Source organism: Paenibacillus chitinolyticus (assembly GCF_045038035.1).
In the GTDB taxonomy this organism is placed as follows: Bacteria; Bacillota; Bacilli; order Paenibacillales; family NBRC-103111; genus Paenibacillus_F; species Paenibacillus_F chitinolyticus_A.
This window is the reverse complement of sequence record NZ_CP173427.1, coordinates 3,805,072-3,828,840: the sequence shown is the minus strand read 5'-3', so window position 1 is coordinate 3,828,840 and position 23,769 is coordinate 3,805,072. Positions and strand designations below refer to the sequence as shown.

Below are 23,769 nucleotides of genomic sequence, written 5' to 3'. Positions count from 1 at the left end.
TTTTTGCGTATAAACAGAAATTGACTTCCGGAACACCCGGGATTACACTTAAACCGATATCAATGGCATGGGAGATTAGAAGGAGATTAGAAACTCAATGAATGTACTTATGGAGCAAAGAAAGGACGAGGTTCTCCGCGCATTCGACCGCCTTCGGGAAGAAATGAAGGGGGCCGGCGACGGCGCGCGGGTACGCAAGCTCATTCAACTGGAAAACAAGCTCGGTGGCGAGAAAACCGTGCTCGCGTTCTGCGGACACTTCTCGGCGGGCAAATCCACATTGATCAATACGTTATGCGGGCACCGGCTTCTGCCTTCCAGCCCGATTCCGACGAGCGCGAATATCGTAAGCATCGAGAGCGGGGAAGAAGGGGCGGAAGTCGTTCAGAGGAGTGAAGGCGAGGAAGAGGCGAGAATACGTCGGATCCCGCTGAGCGAACTGGACGCTTACTGCGTTAACGGAACGGATATCGAGGAAGTTCGTATTTCGTATCCGCTGCCTTTTCTCGGGGAGCACGCCGTGCTTCTGGATACTCCCGGAATCGATTCCACGGACGGGGCTCACCACATGGCTACGGAGTCGGCGTTGCATCTGGCCGATGCGGTTTTCTATGTCATGGACTATAACCATGTTCAATCGGAAATAAACCTGGCCTTCACGAAACAGATGAAAGAGCGCGGCAAGCCGCTTTATCTGATTGTGAACCAAATCGATAAACACCGGGAAGAGGAGCTTTCTTTCGACACGTACAAAGAAAGCGCACTGGAAGCATTCCGCAGTTGGGGCATTTACCCCGACGGAATGTTCTTCGTGACGATGAAGCAGCCGGACCATCCCTGCAACGAGTCGGGCAAGCTCAAATGGCTGCTGTCCCGATTGATCGGCATGCAGCTGGAGCTTCGAGAAGCGAGTGTGGACGCGGCGGCGGATCATCTGATCGGCGAGCATATCCAGTGGCTGAGGGAGCAAAGCGAGCCGCAGAAAGCGGTTCTGCGCGAGCGTGTGGACGAAGAGGAGTCGGCCGGAGTACTGGCCGAGTACGAGGAGTTGAGCCGCCGCCTAAACGAAGCGCAGTCGCTGCCAGGGCAGCTGACGGACTCGCTGAGGAAAGAGATTGCGGCGATCATCGACAATGCGAATGTAACGCCCGCACTGACCCGCGACAAAGCGCATGAATATTTGCTCAGCCGGAAGCCGGGCTTCAAGGTCGGCTTCTTCGGAGCGGCCGCAAAGACGGCCGCGGAGGTGGAGCGGCGTCTGGACGTATTCCGCGAGGATTACGCCGAGCAGGTTCACGCCCAGATGGACTGGCATCTGAGGGATGCGCTTCGCAGAGCGTACAGCGGCATTGGCATGACCGACGAGAAACTGCTGGCCGATATCGACGCGTTCAGCGTGGACGTCACGTCTTCGTGGCTCGCTTCGCAGGTCAACACGGAAGCCGTGTTCGGAAACGAATACACGATGACGTATATGCGCCAGACGGCCGCGGAGCTGAAAACGGCCGCTCGCCGCTCGGCGCTCGCGATGATCGACCGGCTCGCCGGCCTTGCCGGCAGCTGCTCGGTCCGGCTCGATTCCGAGCTGGCGCCCGATCTGCGGCGGCTGGAAGAGCGGCTCGGCGCCCTGCGCGAGCTGAATCGCTTCGAACGCGAGGAGGCGGCCCGCGAGGAGTCTCTGCGAGCGCTGGCCTCCTGGCCGCACGCGAAAGCGTACGAGCTGCCCGATCTTGCCGCTTACCGCGGCGAAGAGGCCGCGGTAAGCGGCGTGCTGCACACGTCCGAGATGGAGACGATCCTGCGTGCGGCGCATACCGCGCCGGGGGATCGCGACAGCCTCGCGGACGGGGAAGGCGGCACGGCCGCTGCGCCGCGGAACGCTCCGGCTGTCGGAGCGAGCGCAGCCCCGGCGGGCGGCAACGCCGCCTCCGGCGCCGCGGTGGCGGCCGCGGGCGGGCCGCAGCTCGGCGGCGCGAAGCGTGCGGAGCGCCGCGCGCAGGATCTCGCGGCGGCGGCGGATCTCCTCGGCGATATGCCGTCGATGAGATCCATTGTGCGCTCGCTGCGCGAGAAGGCCGAGCGCCTGCGGCATAAGACGTTCACCGTCGCCTTATTCGGCGCTTTCAGCGCCGGCAAGTCGTCCTTCACCAACGCGCTGATCGGCAAGCGCGTACTGCCCGTGTCGCCGAATCCGACGACGGCGGCGATTAACAAAATCGTGCCGCCTACTGCCGATTGGCCGCATGGAACGGCCAAGGTGCAGATGAAGTCGGCGGAAGTGATGCTCCAGGACGTGCTGTTCTCCCTGGATGTGCTGGGCGTCCGGGCGTCCGCCATGGAAGAGGCGCTGGCGGCGATCCGGGGGCTTACGCCCGAAAACGTGACGGCCAAGGGCAAGCCGCACTTTACGTTCCTCAAAGCGGTGGCCAAAGGCTGGCCCGATGCCGCCCCGCTTCTCGGAACGCAGCAGAGAGTCGGAGAGGATGCATTCGCCGGCTATGTGGCGGAAGAATCCAAGTCTTGCTTCGTCGAGTACATCGAGCTGCATTATTCCACGCCGCTTACGGAGCAGGGAATCGTGTTCGTGGACACGCCGGGAGCGGATTCGATCAATGCGCGCCACACGGGCGTCGCCTTCGACTATATCAAGAACGCGGACGCGATTTTGTTCGTGACCTACTATAATCACGCCTTTTCCCAGGCGGACCGTGAGTTTTTGCTGCAGCTCGGAAGGGTTAAAGACAGCTTTGAACTGGATAAAATGTTCTTTCTCGTCAATGCCGCGGACTTGGCCGCAAGCGAGGAAGAGCTGCAGGGCGTTGTCCGTCACATTGAAACGAACCTGCTTCAGCACGGAATCCGTCATCCGAGGATTTACCCGGTGTCGAGCCATCTGGCCGCCGAAGGGAAGCTGTCCGGGGACGGCAAGAAGCTGGAGGCTTCCGGCATAGTTCCGTTCGAACAGGACTTTATCCGCTTCACGCTGGAGGAGCTGACGGATATTTCGCTGCGCTCCGCCGATCAGGAACTTGAACGGGCGCTGCATGTTCTCCAGGAGCGTATAGAGGGAGCGCAGCAGGGGGAAGAGGCTCGCAAAGCGCGTTTACAGGCGCTGGAGCGTGCGGAGGAAGCGGCTATCCGTCTCTTGAAGGATACGGACCCTGCGCCTGTGCATCGCGAACTGGCCAAGGAAATCCAGGAACTGCTCTATTACGTGAAGCAGCGGACGATGTACCGGTTCGGCGAGCTGTACAACGCCTCCTTCAACCCGGCTTCCTTCCGTGAAGGGGGCGGGGACCCCAAAGCCGCCCTGCGCGAAAGCTGGCGCGACCTCCTTCGGATGATCGAATTCGATCTACAGCAGGAAGTGCTGGCGACCAGTCTGCGGATCGAGCAGTTTCTGAATAAGCTTGCGAAAGGGACATACGAATCGTGGGGGACCGGACTCCGCAAACTGCTGGAAAGCTACGAATTCGAAGCGTACGAATCCGTTTCTTTCGACACGCCGGATAACAAGCTGCCTCTGGAAGCTCCCGATGTAACGGACAAAGTGCTTGCCGCTCATTTCAAGAACGCCAAGTATTTCTTCGAGGGCGAAGGAAAAAGCAAGCTGAGGGCGGAGCTTGAGGGCAGACTGAACGATCCGGTCGCTCGGTTCGTAGAAAGCGCCGTAGCGATGCTGAAGGAATTGTATGCGGGACATCTGTCGGAAACGTTCGCGGTACTGGAAGAAAGACATCTTGAGAGCTACCGCGAGCATCTGGAAGGCATGAGAGACGCGCTCCAAATGCGTACGGACGTCGGCGTTCTGGCTTCGAAGCGCGACGAGCTCTCCAAATGGATTCCGTCGCGGAGCGGAGAAGCTTCAGCCGGACAGTAACAGGAAACAGGGTAGCCCGGCGTCTTTGGCTGCTTTCGCCTTGAGGCAGGCAACTGTTTAAAGGAGTCTTGACTCAGCTCAGCTCTCTTAGAGAACGGAGGAAGCCGGTTTGTCCGGATACGCTGGTCCGGGCGTTACGGGGCGAACGATTGCGACGGCCGTCCTGTCCTTCTCCAGGAAGGGTTTTTCCGGCCGCGCTGTATCGCAAGCAGGCGAATCGCCTTGAGGCATGCGCATTAGGCGGTCAGAGTGCTTCTGTCGTCTTCGTTCCGCCTCGGCTATATCGTACGATTTTTCAGAGAGATAGACCTTTACCGAATTTCGGGTGAAGGTCTTTCTTTTTTTACGGCAAAAGGGGGAAGTAAGGGCACGCATTTAAAGACGGTTTAAAGAAAAACCGGGTTTAGTTAGGTTTGTTATGATACCGCTTTCATTGATGGGAAATTTGATGATTTACAAGGATAGCAACTCTCAGGTGTCTAAATCGTGAACAAATGAAGGGTTAAGGGGAATTCAGCCTCTTTCCACTCGTTGCCGCCCTACGGGGATGGTGTTAAGATTCATTAAGGTTTGCTAGGTAAAGCCTTGCTCAAAATTCGGTGAACTTGGCCCATGTCCAGGAGGATGCTATGGAAGTCTTTAAGGGGCTCAAACGGTTTTATTGGCCCGAACGGAAGCTGCTTTTCGCTTCTATTTTTTGCTTGATCTGCACGACGGCCTTAGGCCTTGTGTACCCGAACCTGCTGCGTTATCTCATTGATGACGTTATCGCGGTGAAGCGCTACGATCAGGTCCCGGTACTCGCTCTATTCGTAGTAGGGGTGATTGCTGTGAAAGCGCTGTTCCAGTTTCTGCACGGGTTCAGCGGGGGACGGCTCGGCAACCGGGTCGCGTATAACATGCGGGAAGCGATGTACGAGAAGCTCCAGTACTTGTCTTTCCAGTACTACGACAAAGCCCGAACCGGGGATCTGATGTCCCGTCTTACGGCCGATCTTGAAGCGATCCGGAATTTCATCGGCTTCGGTTTCGCGCAAATTCTGAACGTGTTTTTGATGGTCCTTTTCGGAATGGTTATGATGTTCTCGATCAGCTGGAAACTGACGCTTCTGACGATGCTGACAATGCCTTTTCTGGCTTTTGCGGCCATTCGTTTCGAGGGAAAAATCCATCCGGCCTTTCGTTCGCTCCGGGCTTCCATGAGCAATATGACGACGGCTGTGCAGGAAAATATTACAGGGGTGCGGACGGTGAAATCTTTTGCCCGCGAACCTTACGAAGTCGAGAAATTTACGCTCCGCAACGAGGAATACCGGGCGAACAACGTCATTACCTCGGAGATCTGGTCCAAGTATTTCCCGGTGATGGAACTGATCGCGAACCTGAGTGCCGTTATTCTGCTCGGTGTGGGCGGTTACATGGTGATCCTCGGATCGCTGTCCGTGGGCGAACTCGTCGCTTTTTTCAGCCTCGTCTGGTACATCATCGGGCCTATGTGGGGAATCGGATTTCACATTAACAACTATACGCAATCCAAAGCGTCGGGTGAGAAAATTCTCGAAATTCTCCATCAGTACGTTCATGTGAAGGATGGGGAGCATGCAGTGGAACTGAACCCCGAAACCGTAAAAGGTCATGTAAGCTTTGACCGGGTGACTTTCGCTTATCCGGATGCGGATGCGGCTGTCCATGATCTCAGTCTGAACGCGCCTCCCGGGACCGTCATCGGTTTTCTGGGCGGTACGGGGTCAGGGAAATCGACGATTATTTCCCTGCTCATGCGGGCATACAACGTAAAAACCGGACAGATTACACTGGACGGAATGGATATTAAAGACATCCGGCTGGAAAGTCTCCGAAGCCAGATCGCGACGGTTTTCCAGGAAACGTTCCTATTCTCCTCGACGATCAAGGGCAACATCGCGTACGGGCGCAAAGACGTGACGATGGACGAGATCATCCGCGCCGCCAAGCTTGTGAAAGCGCATGATTTTATTATGGAGATGCCCCTTGGCTACGACACGGTCGTGGGTGAGCGGGGAATGGGCCTCTCGGGCGGACAAAAACAGAGAATCGCCATCGCTCGCGCTCTGATTAAAGATCCTAAAATTCTTATTCTGGACGATGCGACCAGTGCGGTCGATATGGAGACGGAACAGGAAATCCAGGCGGGATTCAAGGAAGTGATGCGGGGCAGGACAACGTTTATTATCGCTCACCGTATTTCTTCGCTCAAACACGCCGACGAAATTATCGTGCTGGATAAAGGGCACGTCGTACAAAGAGGGACTCACTCGGAGCTGATCCGCCAAGAAGGCCCTTATCTGGAAACGTACCGCATCCAATATTCGGATCATCCCGATGTCGCGGGAGCGGCGGATGCGCAGCAAAGGAGGGCGGCAGTCCATGAGTAACCGGCAGCGGCAGTCCGAAGAGAAAGTGAACGGCAAAGGAGCCGGGAGCGGTGAACGGTTCGTCTACCAAGACGACGAGATGCTTGAGAAATCGTTTGACTGGGGGCAGTTTAAACGACTTGCCGTATACATGAAACCTTACAGCAAGCAGATTATTCCGATCGTAATCGTCATGATGATCGTCGGAGCGGTAACGAAGCTGTCGATCCCGCTCATCATTAGTACGACGATCGATTCGTCGCTTCATGTCGGAGGGGACGCTAAATTTTTGTTCGGCATGGTCGCTTTAATGCTCGGGGTGTATATCATTCAGTGGCTGGCGAATAAATACCGCATCAAGTATACGAGTGTAATCGGCCAGCGGGTGATTTACGACCTCAGGCACGACCTGTTCCGGCACATTCAGCGGCTGTCCTTCGAATTTTTCGATAAGCGGCCGGCGGGCTCGGTGCTAGTGCGTGTAACGAACTACGTGAACTCTCTTCAGGATTTGTTCACGAACGGTGTCGTCAACATGATGATCGACTGTGTCCAGCTTGTCGGGATCGTGATTATTCTGCTGACGATCAACTTCAAACTGGGAGCCGCGATTATTATTACGGTTCCGCTCATGTTTATCGTCTCGTCCCAGCTGCGCAAACGGGTCAGACGCTCGTGGCAGACGGTTAATATCAAGCAGTCCCGCCTGAACGCCCATCTCAACGAGTGTATTCAAGGAATCCGGGTCACGCAGGCATATACGCAGGAGAAGGAAAATATCCGCTTCTTCGAACAGATGAACGAGGACAACAAACAAGCGTGGAACCGGGCTTCCAAGCTGAACCAGAGCTTCGGGCCGATCATCGAGATTACGGGCGCGATCGGGTATTTTATCTTGTTCTGGTACGGAGCGAGCCTGATCCAGTCCGAGGAAATTACGGTCGGTCTCCTGGTTGCTTTCGCGAGCTACATCGGTAACTTCTGGGAGCCGATCAACCGGATGGTCCAAATGTATTCGCAGCTTCTCGTGGCCATGGCTTCCGCCGAGCGCATCTTCGAATTTATGGATGAGCAGCCGACCGTCGGCGAGAAAGAAAATGCTGCCGAACTCCCGCCGATCCGGGGGCAGGTCAGCTTCGAGAATATCGTATTCGAATATGAGAAAGGCCGTACCGCCCTGAACCATATCAATGTGGACGTTCAGCCGGGACAAAGCATTGCTCTTGTCGGTCATACGGGTTCGGGCAAGAGCACCATCATTAACCTGCTCTGCCGCTTCTACGATCCGACGGAAGGCTGCGTCCGTATTGACGGGAAGGATATACGCGATGTTAAGCTGCAAAGTCTGCGGTCCCAGATTGGAATCGTCCTGCAGGATACGTTCATTTTCTCGGGAACGATCCGCGACAATATCCGTTTCGGGCGGCTCGACGCGACGGATGAAGAAGTCGAAGCGGCCGCCAAAGCGGTTCATGCGCATGACTTCATCCTGAAGCTGCCCTTCGGCTACGATACGGAGGTTCAGGAACGCGGGAACGCGCTCTCGATGGGGCAGCGGCAGCTGATCTCGTTCGCCCGGGCGCTGCTCGCGGACCCGGCTATCCTCATTCTGGACGAAGCAACCGCAAGCATCGACACCGAGACGGAGCTGCGTATCCAGGAAGCGTTAAAAACGCTCTTAAAAGGCCGAACTTCCTTCATGGTGGCCCACCGGTTATCCACGATCCGCGGTGCGGATAAGATTATCGTTCTCGATCACGGGACAATTATGGAAACCGGCGATCACGACGAGCTGATGAGGCATCAGGGCATTTATTACGGGCTGATTCAGGCTCAATATAAATTTTTGCAGGATGCGATTTAACGGGCCTGCACGCATCAAGATGAATCAAGGGAACTCCTCCGGGAGTTCTTTTTGATTTGAGGGCAAGAATGGGCGAGCAATTCCGGCGAAAACTGCCTGAGTGAAAGAATGTTAACCGTTCTCTCTCGACAGAAGGGGGGAAGTCGTGATAGGGTAATTAATTGGATGGAACACGAGTGAAGGAGGATTTGTTTGAACCGCCAGATAACTACAAAACCGAGTAAACTGAAAATTTTTGAAATGGACGTCGTGCGTGCTGTCGCCATTATGGCCGTCGTACTCATCCACTCGACAACCGAAGCGGCCGTATATCCGTGGGAAGGGCAGGTCGTTCCGGACGAGGGAAGTTTGTCGCAGATCATTTTGTTCACCCTTAACCGGGCCTGTCAATTTGCGGTACCTGTCTTCATTCTAATCAGCGGACTTGTCCTGTTCTACCGGTATTCGGGAAGCTGGAGTGTGAAGACGGCGGTCCAATTTTACAAACGCCGGCTATGGAGCGTTGTCGTCCCTTATCTGATCTGGTCTCTTTTTTATTATATATACAACCCGTGGATTTCCGGACAGCCCGTAGAGCTGGACGCGAGGGAGTTTCTGGGGGACATCCAGTGGGCGGATACGGGGTATCATCTTTATTTCATGATCATTATCCTGCAGTTTTATGTGATTTTTCCGGTGCTGATGTTCCTCGCCAAGTACAAATGGTTCCGTGTTTCGATGGTTCCGCTCGGTATTTTGATCCAGTTGGGCTTCTATTCCTATAACCATTGGGTAGCGGATATCGATCATTACCCTTCGCTGGCGCCGACCTATTTCAGTTTTTTCCTGACGGGCGGGTTTATAGGACTGTATTACGATTTCTTCCGTCAAAAAATGAAAAGCGTCGTATCGTGGGCCCTGCTCGTTATGCTGGTGTCCGGCGGAACGTACGTGGAGATGTTCCTGCTTAACCGGTATGATAACCGGATGTTCGAGAATACCTGGTATGTTATCGCCATGCTGTTCTACGCGACTTCCATCTCTGTGGTCCTGCTCGGAGTGGGCAAATGGCTGCTGGACAAACTGCCGGCCGCCGCGAAATGGCTGCTGCCGCTCGGCTCCTACTCGTTCGGCATTTATTTGATGCACCCGCTGATTCTAACGGCGTTTAAGCTGAAAATTTCCGCGCCGGGCGGTATGGCGGCTTACAATCTATATGTGCTGCTCAGCTTCCTGAGCGCTTTGCTAGGCTCGCTGCTGGCCGCCGTTCTTTACCGCAAAGCGGCACGCGCATTAAAGCCCGGCAAAAGCAAACCTGCCTCGCCCGGCAACGTTCCGATGAACGGCTAGGGTAGGGTCCGGCCAAGAAAATCACGTCCAGACGGGCGTGATTTTCTTTTTCCGTCGTGTGCGTGACGCGCTTACTCCAGGGCGAGGTACATCACAAAAGCGTAGGGCGCTTTTGATGCTTCTTCTTCCGGCGATTTTCCGGAAGTAACCGTGACGGCATTGGCGTTCGAAGCCGCAAATCCCCAGACGGCAGTCGGGGTGGAGTCGGGAATCGTAATTTTTTCATGGAGCCTTAACATATGGGACTGGGTAAAGAGCTTTCGGTTCACGGGTACGTTAAAGCTTGAAGTCGAAGAGCCTCCCGAGTCCTTAAGGCTGGACGTTACGGCGTAGGAGTTCAGGATGCTCTCATCTTTATCGTCTTTAACCTCACGGACCGAAACGATGAACTCTCCGTTGTAGTCCTTTTGCGGGTTCGCACTACTGCCCCCCATAGGCAGCGAAAGCCGAGAGACTACGGACTCGGATGCCTTTCCGTTTTCCCATACCTTGTAAGAGATACTCAACTGCTTTTTGACCCCTTTGTAGCGCACCAATACACTGCCCGCGTAGCTGCCGAGGAAAGGGCTGAATTTGGCGGCGTCTCCCGCGAAAAGATCGGCCGGTTCCACAATCAATTGTTCCGGGCCTGCTGCATAAGGGGAAGGGGAAGGGCTTTCGGACGGTGGCGAAACAGTTGGAGCGGAGCAGCCGCCTGCCAGCAAAGCCAGCATCAACAAGCCCGTCAATCGGTTTCGTACTTTTACGAGACGCATAAATGGGTTCTTCCTTTACTATCAGACATAAAAAACGAAATAAACCTTTATCAAATTACCATATTTTTCAAAACATTTCCAGGCATAGTTCTTGAGGGATCGAAATATTCTTTGAAACCGGGGAACATGTGTTCTATAATAGAGAAATCATGTCAGTGCGCAGCTTTGTCCTGTCTGCTCCTCCATTTGCAAATAGACGGACGAACGGATACTCTTTTAAGTAGGAACGAACGGACAAGAAGAGGGGGCCTCTATACCTATGAAATCGCGAACGTTATGGTTTGTTGTCGGAACGACCGGCCTGATTTCCACGCTTCTGTTTGCCGGAGGCTTCGGATATGCGGTCAAGGATGTCCTGTCTCCGGGTTCCGGCGGGGGGCAGTTGACAGCGGCTCCGAAAGAAACGCCGGCCGTGAACGAACTGGACCGGAAAAATAAAATTCAGCTCGTATCCCTGGGCGATTCGCTTACGGCGGGCACCGGAGACGGTACGGGCAAAGGATATGTGGGACGATTCCGGGAAAAGCTGGAGGAACAGACAGGCAAACCCGTTTACGTGCTGAATAATCTGGCTATTCCCGGCGCCACGACCGATGCGCTGCTTAAGGAATGGGACGGCAAGAAGACGACAGATGCGCTGAAGCAGGCGGATCTTATTTTACTTACGATTGGCGGCAACGATATCTTCCAGGGCGGCAGCGACATTTTCACGAACAATGACCAGGGTTTCAATCCGGAAGCGGCAGCCAAACGCGTCGAGCCAACTCTTGCCAATCTCGACAAGATTTTGACGAATATCAACAAGGCGAATCCGGATGCGAAAGTGATGTACGTGGGGCTGTATCATCCGTTTTTGGATCTCGATCCGAAGAAAGCCGGTTCCCTGATCGTGCAGAAGTTTAACGACGGGGCTTTCGCGCTGACGAACAAGTTTCCGAATGCCGTTTTCGTGCCCACTTACGATTTGTTCGAACAAAATTTGAACAAATATTTGTTTACGGATCATTTTCATCCGAATCAGGACGGGTACGAGCGGATAGCAAGCCGGATGGCGCAAATTTTGAAATGACAGGGGGAGTGAACTGTGGCTGGTGACCGGGAACTGGTGCTGTCTGTGAGGGATGTCCGAAAAAGCATCCGCGGCAAGGAAATTATCAAGGGCATTTCATTCGATGTGTACGGCGGCGAAATATTCGGATTTCTGGGGCCCAACGGCTCCGGCAAAACGACGACGATCCGGATGCTCGTGGATCTCATTAAGCCGTCTTCGGGAGTAGTGACGATCTGCGGCTTCGATGTCCGGAAGCAGCATAACGAAGCGATGCAGTATGTAGGCTGTATCGTTGAGAATCCTGAACTTTACGGCTATTTGACGGGTTGGGAGAACCTGGAGCACTTCGCGCGGATGCTCCCCGATGCCGGCGAGGAGAGGATCAGGGAAGTCGTCGAGCTGGTAGGAATGGATGCGCGCATCCACGATAAGGTGAAAACCTACTCGCTCGGCATGCGCCAGCGTCTCGGGATCGCCCAGGCTCTTCTGGCAAGGCCCAAGCTGCTCATTCTGGACGAGCCTACCAATGGCTTGGACCCGCAAGGAATCAAGGAGATGCGGATTTTTATCCGCAAACTTGCCAAAGGCGGGCTGAGCCTGTTCGTATCCAGCCACCTGCTCAGCGAAATCCAGCAGCTCTGCGACCGTGTCGCCATTATCAGCAAAGGGCAGGTAATTGCGGTCGGGGAAGTGGACGAGCTGATCGTACAGTCCGGCAGCACGGTTCTCTGGTCCGTGGACCCGGCTGACGAAGCCCAAGCATGGCTGGGCAGGCAGCAGGGAGTCACGGTGCTCGGCCGGCGAGAAGAGCTGTCGGCTGAAGAAGACGAGCCTGCCGCATTATCTTCGCTTCATGCGGGGGAAAGGGCGGGAACGATTGTCACGCAGTTGAGCGAAGAGCGGATTCCCGAAATAAATCGCGGTCTGGTGGATGCAGGAATCCGGATCTACGCTATTGAAATGAAACATCCGACACTGGAGGATCTGTTCCTGAGTCTGACGGAGGGTGAGAAAATTGGGTAACTTGGCGGCGCTAGTCCAGAACGAAAGCATCAAAATGGTTAAAAAACGGCGTTTTCTCGTGGTCATTCTGATCCTGCTCGCTCTCATTCCCATGTTTACTTATGCACAGATGCGCGTCTCCCAGAATACAATCAAGCAATTCGGCACGACGGATTGGAGAGCTTCGGAACGCCAGAAAATCGTGGATTACCAGCGGAGTCTCAGCTCCGCCCGAGTTCCGGAGGAATGGAAAGAGTTCAGGCGGGCACAAATAAAAATATCCCAGTATTATCTGGATCATGATATTAATCCGCAATCTCCCAACGGTGTCACTTTCACCAGAGAATTTCTGAATAACTCCATCTCTCTGTTCATTCCGCTCATCATTATGGTCATCGCGGCGGATATCATTTCATCCGAGCATTCGGGCGGCACTATCAAATTGTTGTTGACAAGACCCGTAAAGCGATGGAAAATCCTAATGAGCAAGTTGATCACGCTGATCCTGTTCGTTTCGCTCGTCGTTTTGTCAACCGCTGCGCTCAGTTATCTCATATCCGGGCTTGTTTTCGGGTACGGGGGATGGAACATGCCGGTGTTTGTCGGCTTCAAGGCGAGCGGAGGAGACGTGGATCTTAGCGGGGTCCATGCCATCGACCAGTGGAAATACCTGCTGATGGAAACCGGACTTGTCTGGTTTGTCGGCATAGTGGTCGCCATTCTTTCCCTGATGTTATCCGTGCTCATCCGTTCGACGGCGGCCGGAATGGGAATTATGCTGGCCGTGCTTATTTCCGGCACGATTCTGACCAATATGGTATCCTCTTGGGAAGCGGCCAAGTATTTGTTTATGGTGAATCTGAAGCTGACCGATTACATGACGGGCGCGCTGCCTCCGATTAAAGGCATGAGCCTCGGGTTTTCGCTGGCCGTTCTGTCGGTCTGGGCTGTGATCTCACTTTTTGTTTCGTTTGGGGTATTTACCCGTAAAGATATTTTAAATTAACGTATGAACCCGTTCGGGAATGGAAAAAGGAAAGAAGGAGGCGCTTCGATGACCGAGCAGCTAGAGATGATGACGAATCAACCGAACCAGCCGGCGGAATACGATGCCGATGCGATTCAGGTACTGGAGGGGCTGACGGCTGTCCGCAAAAGGCCGGGCATGTACATCGGCAGCACAAGTACTTCGGGACTGCATCATCTGGTTTGGGAAATCGTCGATAACGCGGTCGATGAACACCTCGCGAAGCATGGTTCCAAAATTGAGGTGACGCTTCATAAAGACGGATCCGTCACCGTACAGGATAACGGCCGGGGCATCCCGACCGGCATGCACAAGACCGGCATACCTACGCCGCAGGTTGTATTTACGATTCTTCATGCCGGAGGAAAATTCGGCGGCGGCGGGTACAAGAAGTCCGGCGGCCTTCACGGCGTCGGCGCTTCCGTAACGAACGCTCTGTCCGAGTGGCTGGAAGTCACGATCTTTCGAGACGGCAAGATACATAAACAGCGTTTCGAATATTGGGTCGACGAGAAGGGCGTGGAGCATGTAGGGGAACCGAGAACCGGACTGGAGGTGACGGGGACCACGAACAAAACAGGTACGCGCGTTACCTTCAAGCCGGACCGCCGCGTTTTCCAGAACGGCATTGCGATCAGCTACGATACCCTCGCCGAACGGCTTCAGGAAATCGCTTTTCTGAACTCCGGGCTGGAGGTCATTCTGAAAGACGAGCGCACGGACCAGGCCGAAACGTTCAAATACGACGGCGGAGCGAGCGAGTTCGTCAAGTTCCTCAACGAGGGCAAATCGGTCATGCACGACGTGATCCACTTCGCATCCGAGAAGGACGACATCGAGGTGGAAGTCGCGCTCCAGTATAACGACGGCTACACGGAAACGATCGCTTCGTTCGTGAACTCGATTCCGACACGCGGCGGCGGGACCCATGAAACCGGGTTTAAAATCGCCTATACGCGGGCGATGAACGAATATGCCCGCAAAACCGCTATTTTGAAGGAAAAAGAAAAAAATCTCGACGGAACCGACCTGCGGGAAGGCATGATGGCGGTAATCAACATCAAGATGGGCGAGGTTGAATTCGTCGGCCAGACGAAAGACCAGCTCGGCAGCGCATCGGCAAGAAGTGCCGTAGACGCTATCGTGTCGGAGAAAATGGCCGTATTCCTGGAGGAAAACCCGCAAATCGCCCAGAGCATGCTGAAAAAAGCGATCCAGTCGGCCAAGGCCCGTGAAGCGGCCCGCAAAGCGCGCGAGGAAGTGCGCAGCGGCAAGAAAGGCCGCAGCGAAAGCTCCAATCTCGGAGGCAAGCTGACGCCGGCGCAGTCGAAAGATTACGCCCGCAACGAGTTGTTCATCGTGGAAGGCGATTCCGCGGGAGGCTCCGCGAAGCAGGGCCGCGATTCGAAGCATCAGGCGATCCTGCCTCTTAAAGGGAAGCCGCTGAACCCCGAGAAAGCGAAGCTCGCCGATATTCTCAAGAACGACGAGTACAGGGCGATCATCGCGACTATCGGCGCGGGAGTAGGCTCCGAATTCGCCCTCGAGGAGAGCAACTACGGCAAAATCATTATCATGACCGATGCCGACACGGACGGCGCCCATATTCAGGTGCTGCTACTGACGTTTTTCTACCGGTACATGAAACCTTTAATAGATAACGGCAAAGTCTTTATCGCTCAGCCGCCTCTTTTTAAAGTGACCAAGAAAGCAGGCAAAAACAGCGCGGTCCACTACGCTTGGACCGATGATCAACTGCAGGCGCTCCATAAGGATCTGGGCAAAGGCATCGAACTGCAGCGCTATAAAGGACTGGGAGAAATGAACCCGAACCAGTTGTGGGAAACGACGATGGACCCGGGAAGCCGCACGTTGCTGCAAGTGCAGATTGAGGACGCGGCCAAGGCGGAGCGCCGGGTATCGACGCTGATGGGCGACAAAGTCGATCCGCGCAAACGATGGATTATCGAAAATGTAGACTTTACCGAATCCGAAGAGTGACTGAACGTCTAGAGGTGAACCGAGTTGAGCAGTTTGGAACAGTTTTTACCCGCGTTTCTGGAGGAAGTAGTAGGGGACCGGTTCGGCCGCTACTCTAAATATATTATTCAAGACCGGGCGATTCCCGATGTCCGTGACGGACTGAAGCCCGTGCAGCGCCGCATCTTGTATGCCATGTACGATTCCGGGAATACTCCGGACAAACCGTACCGGAAGTCGGCGAAGACGGTCGGGGATGTCATGGGTAACTATCATCCTCACGGAGACGGTCCCATCTACGAAGGCATGGTGCGGATGGCGCAGCCTTGGAAAATGGGCCACGTGCTCGTCGACGGCCACGGCAACTGGGGCTCGATCGACGATGATCCGGCTGCCGCTATGCGGTATACCGAAGCAAGGCTATCGCCCATTGCGATGGAACTGCTTCGCGATATCGAGAAGCGGACCGTTCTTTTCAAAGATAATTTTGACAATACGACCAAAGAGCCCGTTGTTCTTCCTTCCCGTTATCCGAACCTGCTGGTTAACGGCGTAAGCGGGATATCGTCCGGATTTGCGACCGAGATTCCGCCGCATAACCTGCGTGAAGTGATTGATGCGTGCACGGCGCTGATCGATGCGCCCGAAATCGGCATAGAAGAGCTGATGCGCTATATGAAAGGCCCCGATTTTCCGACGGGGGGCATCATCATGGGCGAGGAAGGCATCCGGGACGCGTACAATACGGGCAAAGGCCGCATTTACGTCCGTTCCAAGACGGAGATTCAGGACCTCAAAGCGGGCCGGCAGCAGATTGTGGTGACGGAAATTCCGTACCAAGTCGTGAAGTCGAGACTGGTTACCGCCATTGAAAACATCCGTCTGGAGAAAAAAGTCGAAGGCATTGCGGAAGTCCGCGACGAGAGCGGAAGAGACGGCATGCGCATCGTTGTGGAGCTGAAGAAGGAAGCCGACGCCCAAGGGATTCTGGCTTATCTCTTGAAAAAGACCGATCTCCAGGTCACCTATAATTTCAATATGGTGGCCATCGTGAACAAGACGCCGAAGCAGCTCGGTTTGAAAGACATGCTGTCGGCCTATATCGAGCACCAGAAGGAAGTTGTCACGTTCCGCTCCCAGTACGATCTCGAGAGGGCGGAAGACCGTGCACATGTCCTAGAAGGGCTTGTCAAGGCGCTGAACATTCTGGATGAAGTCATCGCGGCCATCAAAGCGTCCAAAAACCGTCTCGATGCCCAGAAAAATCTCGTCACCCAGTTTGGTTTCACGGAGCGCCAGGCCGATGCGATTCTGGTACTCCAGCTTTACAGGCTGACGAACCTGGAAATTACTTCGCTGGAAAAAGAACTGAAAGACGTGCAGAAGACGATTAATCATCTGCGCGGCATTCTGGGAAGCACGAAGAAGCTCCTCGGCGTAATCAAGGACGAAATGAACGAAATCCGTACAAAGTACGGCATTGAGCGCCGGTCGGACATTCAGAACGAGGTTGAGGAAATCAAGGTTAACCTGGAAGTGATGGTGACGCCGGAGGACGTTCTCGTTACGCTGTCCAACGAAGGGTATATCAAACGGACAAGCCTGCTCTCTTATACTAGATCCGGAGGCACGGTCGACAACACGGGACTTAAGGAAGGCGACTATCTCCGCCATCTGAAGGAAGTCAACACGATCGAAAGCCTGCTCATTTTCACAAACAAGGGGCAGTATTTCCTGCTTCCCGTCCATCTCATTCCGGAGTACAAATGGAAAGATAACGGCACCGCTATCGTGAACATTATTCCGATTGCGAAAGATGACCGGATCGTGGACATGATCCCCGTGAAAGATTTTAACGAAGAAGGCAAATCGCTAGTCTTCATTACCCGTAAAGGGCAGGTCAAACGGACCGACCTAAAGGAGTATTACACGAACCGCTCCAGCGGCATTGTCGCTTGTAAAGTAGGAGCCGGCGACGAGATCCTGCATGTCCAGCTCAGCGACGGAACGAAGGATATCATGCTTGCGACGAAGCAGGGGATGAGCATCCGTTTCCGCGAGGAGGAAGTCAATCCGATGGGGCGCGCCGCGGCGGGAGTCCGCGGGCTTCAGCTGCGGGAAGGCGATGAAGTGGTTGCGGCGGATTGGGTGTACGGAGATGAGGGCGAGGTGCTCGTAATCTCCGATCTCGGCTATGCCAAACGTACACTGCTGGTGGATTACCCGCTGCAGGGACGCGGAGGCAAAGGGATCGGCACGTTTGAATTTAAGGAAGGCAAGCGCGTGAAATCTAACGGCAGCGAGCTGGTCGGCATGTTCTATTTCAAACAGGACTACGAAATCGCTGCCTGGAACAGCAGCGGAGAGAAAACTGTCTTCAAAACCAACCAGGCCCCGCTTGATGACCGTAAATCGATTGGAAAGCAGCTTGTGCCGGTTTCGAAAGGCGGAAGCATTGCCGCCCTTGTTAAGAACGCAAGCCTGGATAAACGTCCGCCGAACGCGTGACACATTTCCCATTAAATATCAATCATAGCTGGTGGTAGGCGGATCCATCGTTTCCATGAGCTGAAAAGCGATTTCCAGTACGACCCACAGAGGCACTTGTTCGTCCAGACGTTCGAGCCAGCCCGGGTCCTTCAATAAACCAAGATCAAGTGCGCGCTTTCCCAGCGCGCTTTTTTTTATGTGCACGGGCAATCCCTCCTTCAGCCGTTTACTTACAGTGTATGTGCATCCGCCCAGAAATGTGCGGGACAGCCGCGTTTTAGAGAACAGGGGAAGAGAAGCGTGCAGAGGAGTGGAAGTAGGAGAGGGATGCGGACTGAAAGAAGAAGCGGGTGGACGGGATTTTGTGCAAAACGTTAGGCGAGCATAAGCGGAGGGTGGAAAATGTGGGAATTTAATCCTTTAAAAAGATGCCGGGCGAAGGAGCGGAAACGCCGGAGAGGAAAATGAGAAGCGCAAAAAAGAGGCTAAAGACGCAGGCGTCGGTTCTCGCAATTCGGACAACTTTTCCGCCGGCAGAGCCCGTAACTTAGCGAAAAGGCGCGAAATGCCCGGCTTATTGTCTTAAAGTATTAACGGCATTAACCTATATTTCGCCATTGGACACGTGATATACTTGGATAGAAGAGTGGATGAGCCTTGAATCGGAGGAGTGATTGCAATTGTATTCGGTAGAATTTGCGAAACTGTGGACGAAGCTTTCCAAGGAGCTCAAATCCAATATGGAAGACCAGCTTGCACCGACGATAACGGAAGGCCAGCTTCACGTGCTGGAGTTGCTTGCTGCGAACGGCACGATGAAGCCTTCCGATTTTATTGAATATTTGGCTACGACGCCGGCGGCCGTGACGACCCTGCTGGACCGCATGGAGCGGGCGGGGCTCATTACCCGGAGCCGGGATGAAAAAGACCGCCGCGTCGTATGGGTCGACGCGACGGACAAAGGGAAATCCGAGTGGGAGCGCGGGCTGCAGATCCGTGAGGAAGTGCTGGACGCGTATCTCAGCCGCATTTCCTCCCACAATCAGCAGCTACTCGTTTATCTGCTCGGGAAGGTTGCGAACTAGCTCCTGCCACAAGAACCAGGGATGGCGCTCGGGAGGCACTGACCGGAAGGTGAGCGTCTCCTGCTGCGTCGGGTGCGGGAAGGATAACCGGGCCGACCAGAGAGCAAGCTGCTGTCCCGGTTCGTTCGCTCCGGCGCCGTACCGCTGATCCCCGTACAGAGGGCAGCCGATGGCCGCCAGCTGTACCCGGATCTGATGCGGCCTGCCCGTGTGCAGCTTCACCAGGACGAGGCTGAGCCCTTCGGCGCTGCCGAGCACCCGGTAGTCAAGGAGCGCCTCTTTGGCGCCGTCCTTGCCGGGTTTGACCACGGATACGGTGTTTGTCCGCGTATCCTTGAGCAGCCAGTGCCGCAGGGAGCCCTGCGGCTCCTTGGGTCTGCCCCGCACGACGGCCGCGTACGTCTTGTCGAACGTCCGTGTCCGCACGCTGTCCGAGAGGCGGGAAGCCGCCTTGGACGTTTTGGCGAACACCATGACGCCGCCGACGGGACGGTCAAGCCGGTGCACGAGCCCGAGGAAGACGTTGCCCGGCTTATGATGCCGGCGCTTCAGGTCTTCCTTGAGCACGCTCAGAAGATCGGGATCGCGCGAGCTGTCCTCCTGCGTCGGCATATTGACGGGCTTCTCCACGACGAGCACGTGATTGTCTTCGTAGAGGACGGGAATCGCCGCCCCGTCCGCCGAATGCTTCGGTCCCGCCATGGCTTACGCCTCCCAGCGGCCGAGAATCCCGCACGGCAGCGTCAGCTCGCTTGCGGTGATCGGAAGCCCGATTTCGCCTGCGGTGATCTGTCCGCCGTAACGCTTGTGCATCGCCAGGGTCAAAATATTTTTGAGCACCGTGGAAGAGATGCCGGTCGTATACGAATTGACGAGCAGGAACAGCGGGTTGTCCGATAAGATCGTCATGCACGTCTCGATAAACGGATACAAATCGTCCTCAAGCTTCCAGGTTTCCCCGTTCGGTCCGCGTCCGTAGGACGGAGGGTCCATGATGATGGCGTCGTATTTGTTGCCGCGGCGCTGCTCGCGCTGGACGAATTTGAATACGTCGTCCGTAATGAATCGCACATGGCGGTCTGCAAGGCCGGACAGCTCGAGGTTTTCTTTCGCCCACTGCACAACGCCTTTCGAAGCGTCGACATGGACGACCGAAGCGCCCGCGTGGGCGCAGGCGACAGTGGCGCCGCCCGTGTAAGCGAACAGATTCAGCACTTTAATGGGACGGCCGGCATTGCTTATCTTGTCCATCATCCAGTCCCAGTTGGCGGCCTGCTCGGGGAAGAGGCCCGTATGCTTGAATCCGGTCGGTTTAATATGAAACCGGAGTTTGTTGTCATACGAGATCGTCCAGCGTTCCGGCAGGTTCTGGCGGAAGTCCCAGTTGCCGCCTCCGGAAGAGCTGCGCCGGTAATGCCCCTCGGCCTGCTTCCAGATTGCCGTTTCGGCCGTCAGCGGCCAAATAATTTGCGGGTCGGGACGCCGCAATACATAAGAACCCCAGCGTTCGAGTTTTTCTCCTCCGCCGGTGTCCAGGAGTTCATAGTCGTTCCAGCGATTAGCTACATACATCGGTTCATTTCCTTCTTTCCTCGCGTCAAAATGTACAGCGGTTCCTCATGCAAAAACAGCAATCCGTCCGCGGGCGGATGCCGGTATAACTTGCGGTTTTTAACACCGTTTTCTTCTAAGCATCTATTGTACAACATCCCTTGATGGAAGCCAATATAAGGAGTGTGCCCGATAAAGCGCCTATTCGTTTCACGGAGTGCCGAATCGGGTACAAAAAGATGACTATACAAGAGGGGGATGGGTTGAAGCATATGGCGGGTAAACAGATCCCCGGCTCCGAAGACATCTACTTGTTCCATGAAGGAACTTCTTATCACAGTTATCGCCTATTCGGGGCACACGCAGAGAAAAGGGGTAAGACAACGGCCGTACGCTTTACCGTTTGGGCGCCTCATGCCCGTGAAGTGCGCGTCGTCGGCGATTTTAACGAATGGAACGGAGAAAACCACCGCATGGAGACCGTGCCGGAATCCGGCGGCATCTGGACGCTTGCGGTTCCCGGTCTGGCGGAAGGCTCCTTATACAAATATGAAATCCGCACACCGGACGGCCGGATCATCCTGAAAGCCGATCCTTATGCCGTTTATTCGGAGCTGCGCCCGGGAACCGCTTCCCGCTTTTATAATTTGGACGGGTATAAGTGGGGAGACCAGAACTGGCGGCGCCAGCGCGCCCGCAAACCGGCGTACGATCAGCCTTTAAACATTTACGAAGTTCATCTAGGAACATGGAAGAAGAAAAGCCGCGAAGAGGACGTGCTCCTCTCCTACCGGGAGCTGGCGGACGAACTTGTCGCCTACGTTCTCGAAATGGGGTATACCCATATCGAGCTGCTTCCGCTTGCGGAGCATCCTTTCGACCGTTCCTGGGGCTACCAGGCGACGGGCTATTTTTCGGTGACGAGCCGGTTCGGCGAACCGAGAGACTTTATGTATTTCGTGGATAGGTGTCACCAGGCGGGCATCGGCGTCATCATGGACTGGGTGCCGGGTCATTTCTGCAAAGATGCCCACGGCCTGCGCCAGTTTGACGGACAACCGCTCTATGAACCGGACGCGCCCAATCTGGCCGAAAAGCCGGAATGGGGGACGCTGGCCTTTGATTTTAACAAGCCGGAGGTTCACAGCTTCCTTATTTCCAACGCGATGTTCTGGATGGACAAATATCACATTGACGGCATTCGGGTCGATGCGGTGGCGAGCATGCTGTATCTGAATTTCGGCAAGCCGCAGTCCATGTGGGTAAAGAACGAGCATGGCGGGGACGAAAATCCGTCCGCGATCCAATTTTTGAAGAAATTAAATACCGTCGTCTTCGGCTCTTATCCGAACGCCTTGATGATGGCCGAGGATTCCACCGATTGGCCTCAAGTTACGGCGCCTGTCGATGCGGGCGGGCTGGGCTTTAATTACAAGTGGAACATGGGCTGGATGAACGACATGCTGAACTATATGAAATTGGACCCGATACACCGGAAACATCATCATAGTCTGATCACGTTCTCGTTTATGTACGCGTTCAACGAAAATTTCGTACTGCCGCTTTCGCATGATGAAGTCGTGCATGGCAAGCGGTCCATTCTGCATAAAATGCCGGGAGATTACTGGCAGAAGTTTGCCAACACCCGCGTGCTTTACGGTTATATGTCCGGTCATCCGGGGAAAAAACTTCTGTTCATGGGCGGCGAATTCGCCCAGTTCGACGAATGGAAGGACCTGGAGGATCTGGACTGGTTCTTGCTGGACTATGAGCTGCACGGCAAAATGCAGACCTATGTCCGGGCCTTGAACCGCTTCTACCTGGAGCAGCCTGCCTTATGGCAGAACGATCACGGCCACGACGGGTTCCAGTGGATTTCGCCCGACGATTCCAGCCAGAGCGTCGTTGCTTTTATCCGCAAAGGCAAGAAGCCCAAGGACGATCTCATCGTCGTGTGTAACTTTACGCCGGTCGTCCATCCGGATTACCGGATCGGCGTTCCCGGACCGGGAACGTATGCGGAGATCTTTAACAGCGATGACGAGGCATACGGCGGGTCGGGCCAGGCCAACCGGCAGCCGCTTTCGAGCGAAGCGGTTCCGCTGCACGGTTTTGACTACAGCTTGTCGCTTCGCGTACCGCCGCTGGCCGCAGTTTATCTGAAACGATCACAAGTCGAACGCACCTCGCGACGAAAGGGGAAATCGAAAGATGCGAAGTAAAGAATGTATTGCCATGCTGCTTGCCGGAGGAGAGGGCAAACGACTTGGCGTGCTCACCCAGCAGCTGGCGAAACCTGCCGTTCATTTCGGCGGAAAGTACCGCATTATCGATTTCACGCTCAGCAACTGCACCAACTCAGGCATCGATACGGTGGGGGTGCTTACCCAGTATCAGCCGCTCGTGCTTAACTCTTATATCGGTATAGGCGGGGCTTGGGACCTGGATCGTAAAAACGGAGGCGTAACGGTGCTGCCTCCTTTTATGGAGCAGGGCGGCGGAGACTGGTATCAGGGGACGGCGAACGCGATTTACCGCAATACCGGGTTTATCGACCGCTATGAGCCGGAGTACGTGCTGATCATCTCGGGGGACCACATCTATAAAATGGATTACGACCGGCTGCTCACTTACCACAAAACGAAGGGGGCGGACGCCACGATCGCAGTGATCGAGGTCAAGTGGGAAGAGGCGTCGCGTTTCGGACTTCTGAGCGTAAATGAAGACAGCGAAATTACGGAGTTCGCGGAAAAACCGAAGGAACCCAAAAGCAATCTCGCTTCCATGGGCGTGTATATGTTCAACTGGAAAGCGCTGAAAAAATATCTCATTCAGGATAACGAGAACCCGGACTCCAGCAAAGATTTCGGCAAGGACATTATTCCGGCGATGCTTGAAGCAGGGGCGAACCTCGTAGCTTACCCGTTCCAGGGATACTGGAAGGATGTCGGCACCATACAGAGCCTGTGGGAAGCGAACATGGACCTGCTGGACGATCCGACCCAGCTGAACCTGAACGATAAATCGTGGCGCATCTACTCCGTAACGCCTTATCAGCCTGCCCAGTTTGTGTCGGGCGGGGCCAAAGTACGCCGTTCACTCGTGAACGAAGGGTGCTCCGTGTTCGGGGATGTGGACCACTCCGTCCTGTTCTATGGCGTCCATATCGGCGAAGGCAGCGTGATCCGGGATTCCGTCATCATGCCGGGAGCGAGAATCGGCAATAATGTCACCATCCGCAAAGCGATCATCGGGGAAAATACGATCGTGGATGACGGGGCGGCCGTAGGAGACGGGGAAGAAATCGTGCTGATCGGCGCAGGAGAACACATACGGGCGACTACGGAATCGAAAGGATGAGG

Annotated in this window: 16 protein-coding genes; 12 read left to right on the top strand and 4 right to left on the bottom strand. The window is 55.0% G+C overall.

Annotation, left to right across the window (positions count from 1 at the left end; translation table 11 throughout):
- The first annotated feature begins 97 nt into the window (after window positions 1-97).
- From ACI48J_RS17015 to ACI48J_RS17000, 4 genes are all read left to right on the top strand, one after another.
- Window positions 98-3,880, top strand: coding sequence for a dynamin family protein (locus ACI48J_RS17015; protein WP_405079419.1), 3,783 nt, complete (start codon window positions 98-100; stop codon window positions 3,878-3,880).
- A gap of 629 nt (window positions 3,881-4,509) precedes the next feature.
- Window positions 4,510-6,294 (top strand): ABC transporter ATP-binding protein, encoded by a 1,785-nt coding sequence (locus ACI48J_RS17010; RefSeq protein ID WP_405079417.1) that lies wholly within the window; start codon window positions 4,510-4,512, stop codon window positions 6,292-6,294.
- Window positions 6,287-8,137, top strand: a complete 1,851-nt coding sequence (locus ACI48J_RS17005; RefSeq protein ID WP_326054917.1) for an ABC transporter ATP-binding protein — start codon at window positions 6,287-6,289, stop codon at window positions 8,135-8,137. The genes ACI48J_RS17010 and ACI48J_RS17005 overlap by 8 nt, the downstream gene beginning before the upstream one ends.
- Window positions 8,138-8,329: 192 nt before the next feature.
- The gene (locus tag ACI48J_RS17000; RefSeq protein WP_326054919.1) at window positions 8,330-9,466 is read left to right on the top strand and encodes an acyltransferase; all 1,137 of its coding nucleotides are present in this window, start codon (window positions 8,330-8,332) and stop codon (window positions 9,464-9,466) included.
- A 71-nt stretch (window positions 9,467-9,537) separates the two neighbouring features.
- On the opposite strand, the gene ACI48J_RS16995 is transcribed toward ACI48J_RS17000, so the two are convergent.
- On the bottom strand, window positions 9,538-10,221 hold the full coding sequence (locus tag ACI48J_RS16995; RefSeq protein ID WP_405079415.1) for a hypothetical protein: 684 nt from the start codon (window positions 10,219-10,221) through the stop codon (window positions 9,538-9,540).
- Window positions 10,222-10,480: 259 nt separating this feature from the next.
- On the opposite strand from ACI48J_RS16995, the gene ACI48J_RS16990 reads away from it, so the two are divergent.
- From ACI48J_RS16990 to gyrA, 5 genes are read left to right on the top strand one after another with little or no spacing between them, the layout of a single operon-like run.
- Window positions 10,481-11,290 (top strand): GDSL-type esterase/lipase family protein, encoded by an 810-nt coding sequence (locus ACI48J_RS16990; protein ID WP_326054922.1) that lies wholly within the window; start codon window positions 10,481-10,483, stop codon window positions 11,288-11,290.
- Between the two features lie 15 nt (window positions 11,291-11,305).
- The gene (locus tag ACI48J_RS16985) at window positions 11,306-12,295 is read left to right on the top strand and encodes an ABC transporter ATP-binding protein (protein ID WP_405079413.1); all 990 of its coding nucleotides are present in this window, start codon (window positions 11,306-11,308) and stop codon (window positions 12,293-12,295) included.
- On the top strand, window positions 12,288-13,280 hold the full coding sequence (locus ACI48J_RS16980; RefSeq protein WP_326054924.1) for an ABC transporter permease: 993 nt from the start codon (window positions 12,288-12,290) through the stop codon (window positions 13,278-13,280). Before ACI48J_RS16985 ends, ACI48J_RS16980 begins: the two co-directional genes overlap by 8 nt.
- 48 nt (window positions 13,281-13,328) lie before the next feature.
- Window positions 13,329-15,302 carry a DNA topoisomerase IV subunit B gene (parE, locus tag ACI48J_RS16975; RefSeq protein ID WP_326054925.1) on the top strand — a complete coding sequence of 658 codons (1,974 nt, stop codon included), beginning with the start codon at window positions 13,329-13,331 and terminating at the stop codon, window positions 15,300-15,302.
- Between the two features lie 24 nt (window positions 15,303-15,326).
- The gene (gyrA, locus tag ACI48J_RS16970; RefSeq protein WP_326054926.1) at window positions 15,327-17,789 is read left to right on the top strand and encodes a DNA gyrase subunit A; all 2,463 of its coding nucleotides are present in this window, start codon (window positions 15,327-15,329) and stop codon (window positions 17,787-17,789) included.
- 18 nt (window positions 17,790-17,807) lie between these two features.
- Here gyrA and ACI48J_RS16965 read toward each other — a convergent pair whose 3' ends face one another.
- On the bottom strand, window positions 17,808-17,975 hold the full coding sequence (locus ACI48J_RS16965) for a hypothetical protein (RefSeq protein ID WP_405079411.1): 168 nt from the start codon (window positions 17,973-17,975) through the stop codon (window positions 17,808-17,810).
- 476 nt (window positions 17,976-18,451) lie between these two features.
- On the opposite strand from ACI48J_RS16965, the gene ACI48J_RS16960 reads away from it, so the two are divergent.
- Complete coding sequence (locus ACI48J_RS16960; protein ID WP_405079410.1) at window positions 18,452-18,856, top strand: MarR family winged helix-turn-helix transcriptional regulator; 405 nt, start codon at window positions 18,452-18,454, stop codon at window positions 18,854-18,856.
- On the opposite strand, the gene ACI48J_RS16955 is transcribed toward ACI48J_RS16960, so the two are convergent.
- Window positions 18,821-19,558, bottom strand: coding sequence for an RNA pseudouridine synthase (locus tag ACI48J_RS16955; protein WP_326054930.1), 738 nt, complete (start codon window positions 19,556-19,558; stop codon window positions 18,821-18,823). The genes ACI48J_RS16960 and ACI48J_RS16955 overlap by 36 nt on opposite strands.
- Before the next feature lie 3 nt (window positions 19,559-19,561).
- The gene (locus ACI48J_RS16950; protein ID WP_405079409.1) at window positions 19,562-20,428 is read right to left on the bottom strand and encodes a class I SAM-dependent methyltransferase; all 867 of its coding nucleotides are present in this window, start codon (window positions 20,426-20,428) and stop codon (window positions 19,562-19,564) included.
- 251 nt (window positions 20,429-20,679) lie between these two features.
- Between ACI48J_RS16950 and glgB the strand changes: the two genes are divergently transcribed.
- A complete protein-coding gene (gene glgB / locus ACI48J_RS16945; RefSeq protein ID WP_405083247.1) occupies window positions 20,680-22,629 on the top strand; it encodes a 1,4-alpha-glucan branching protein GlgB in 1,950 nt (649 codons plus the stop codon).
- Window positions 22,619-23,767, top strand: a complete 1,149-nt coding sequence (locus ACI48J_RS16940) for a glucose-1-phosphate adenylyltransferase (protein WP_405079407.1) — start codon at window positions 22,619-22,621, stop codon at window positions 23,765-23,767. Before glgB ends, ACI48J_RS16940 begins: the two co-directional genes overlap by 11 nt.
- The last annotated feature ends 2 nt before the right edge of the window (window positions 23,768-23,769 follow it).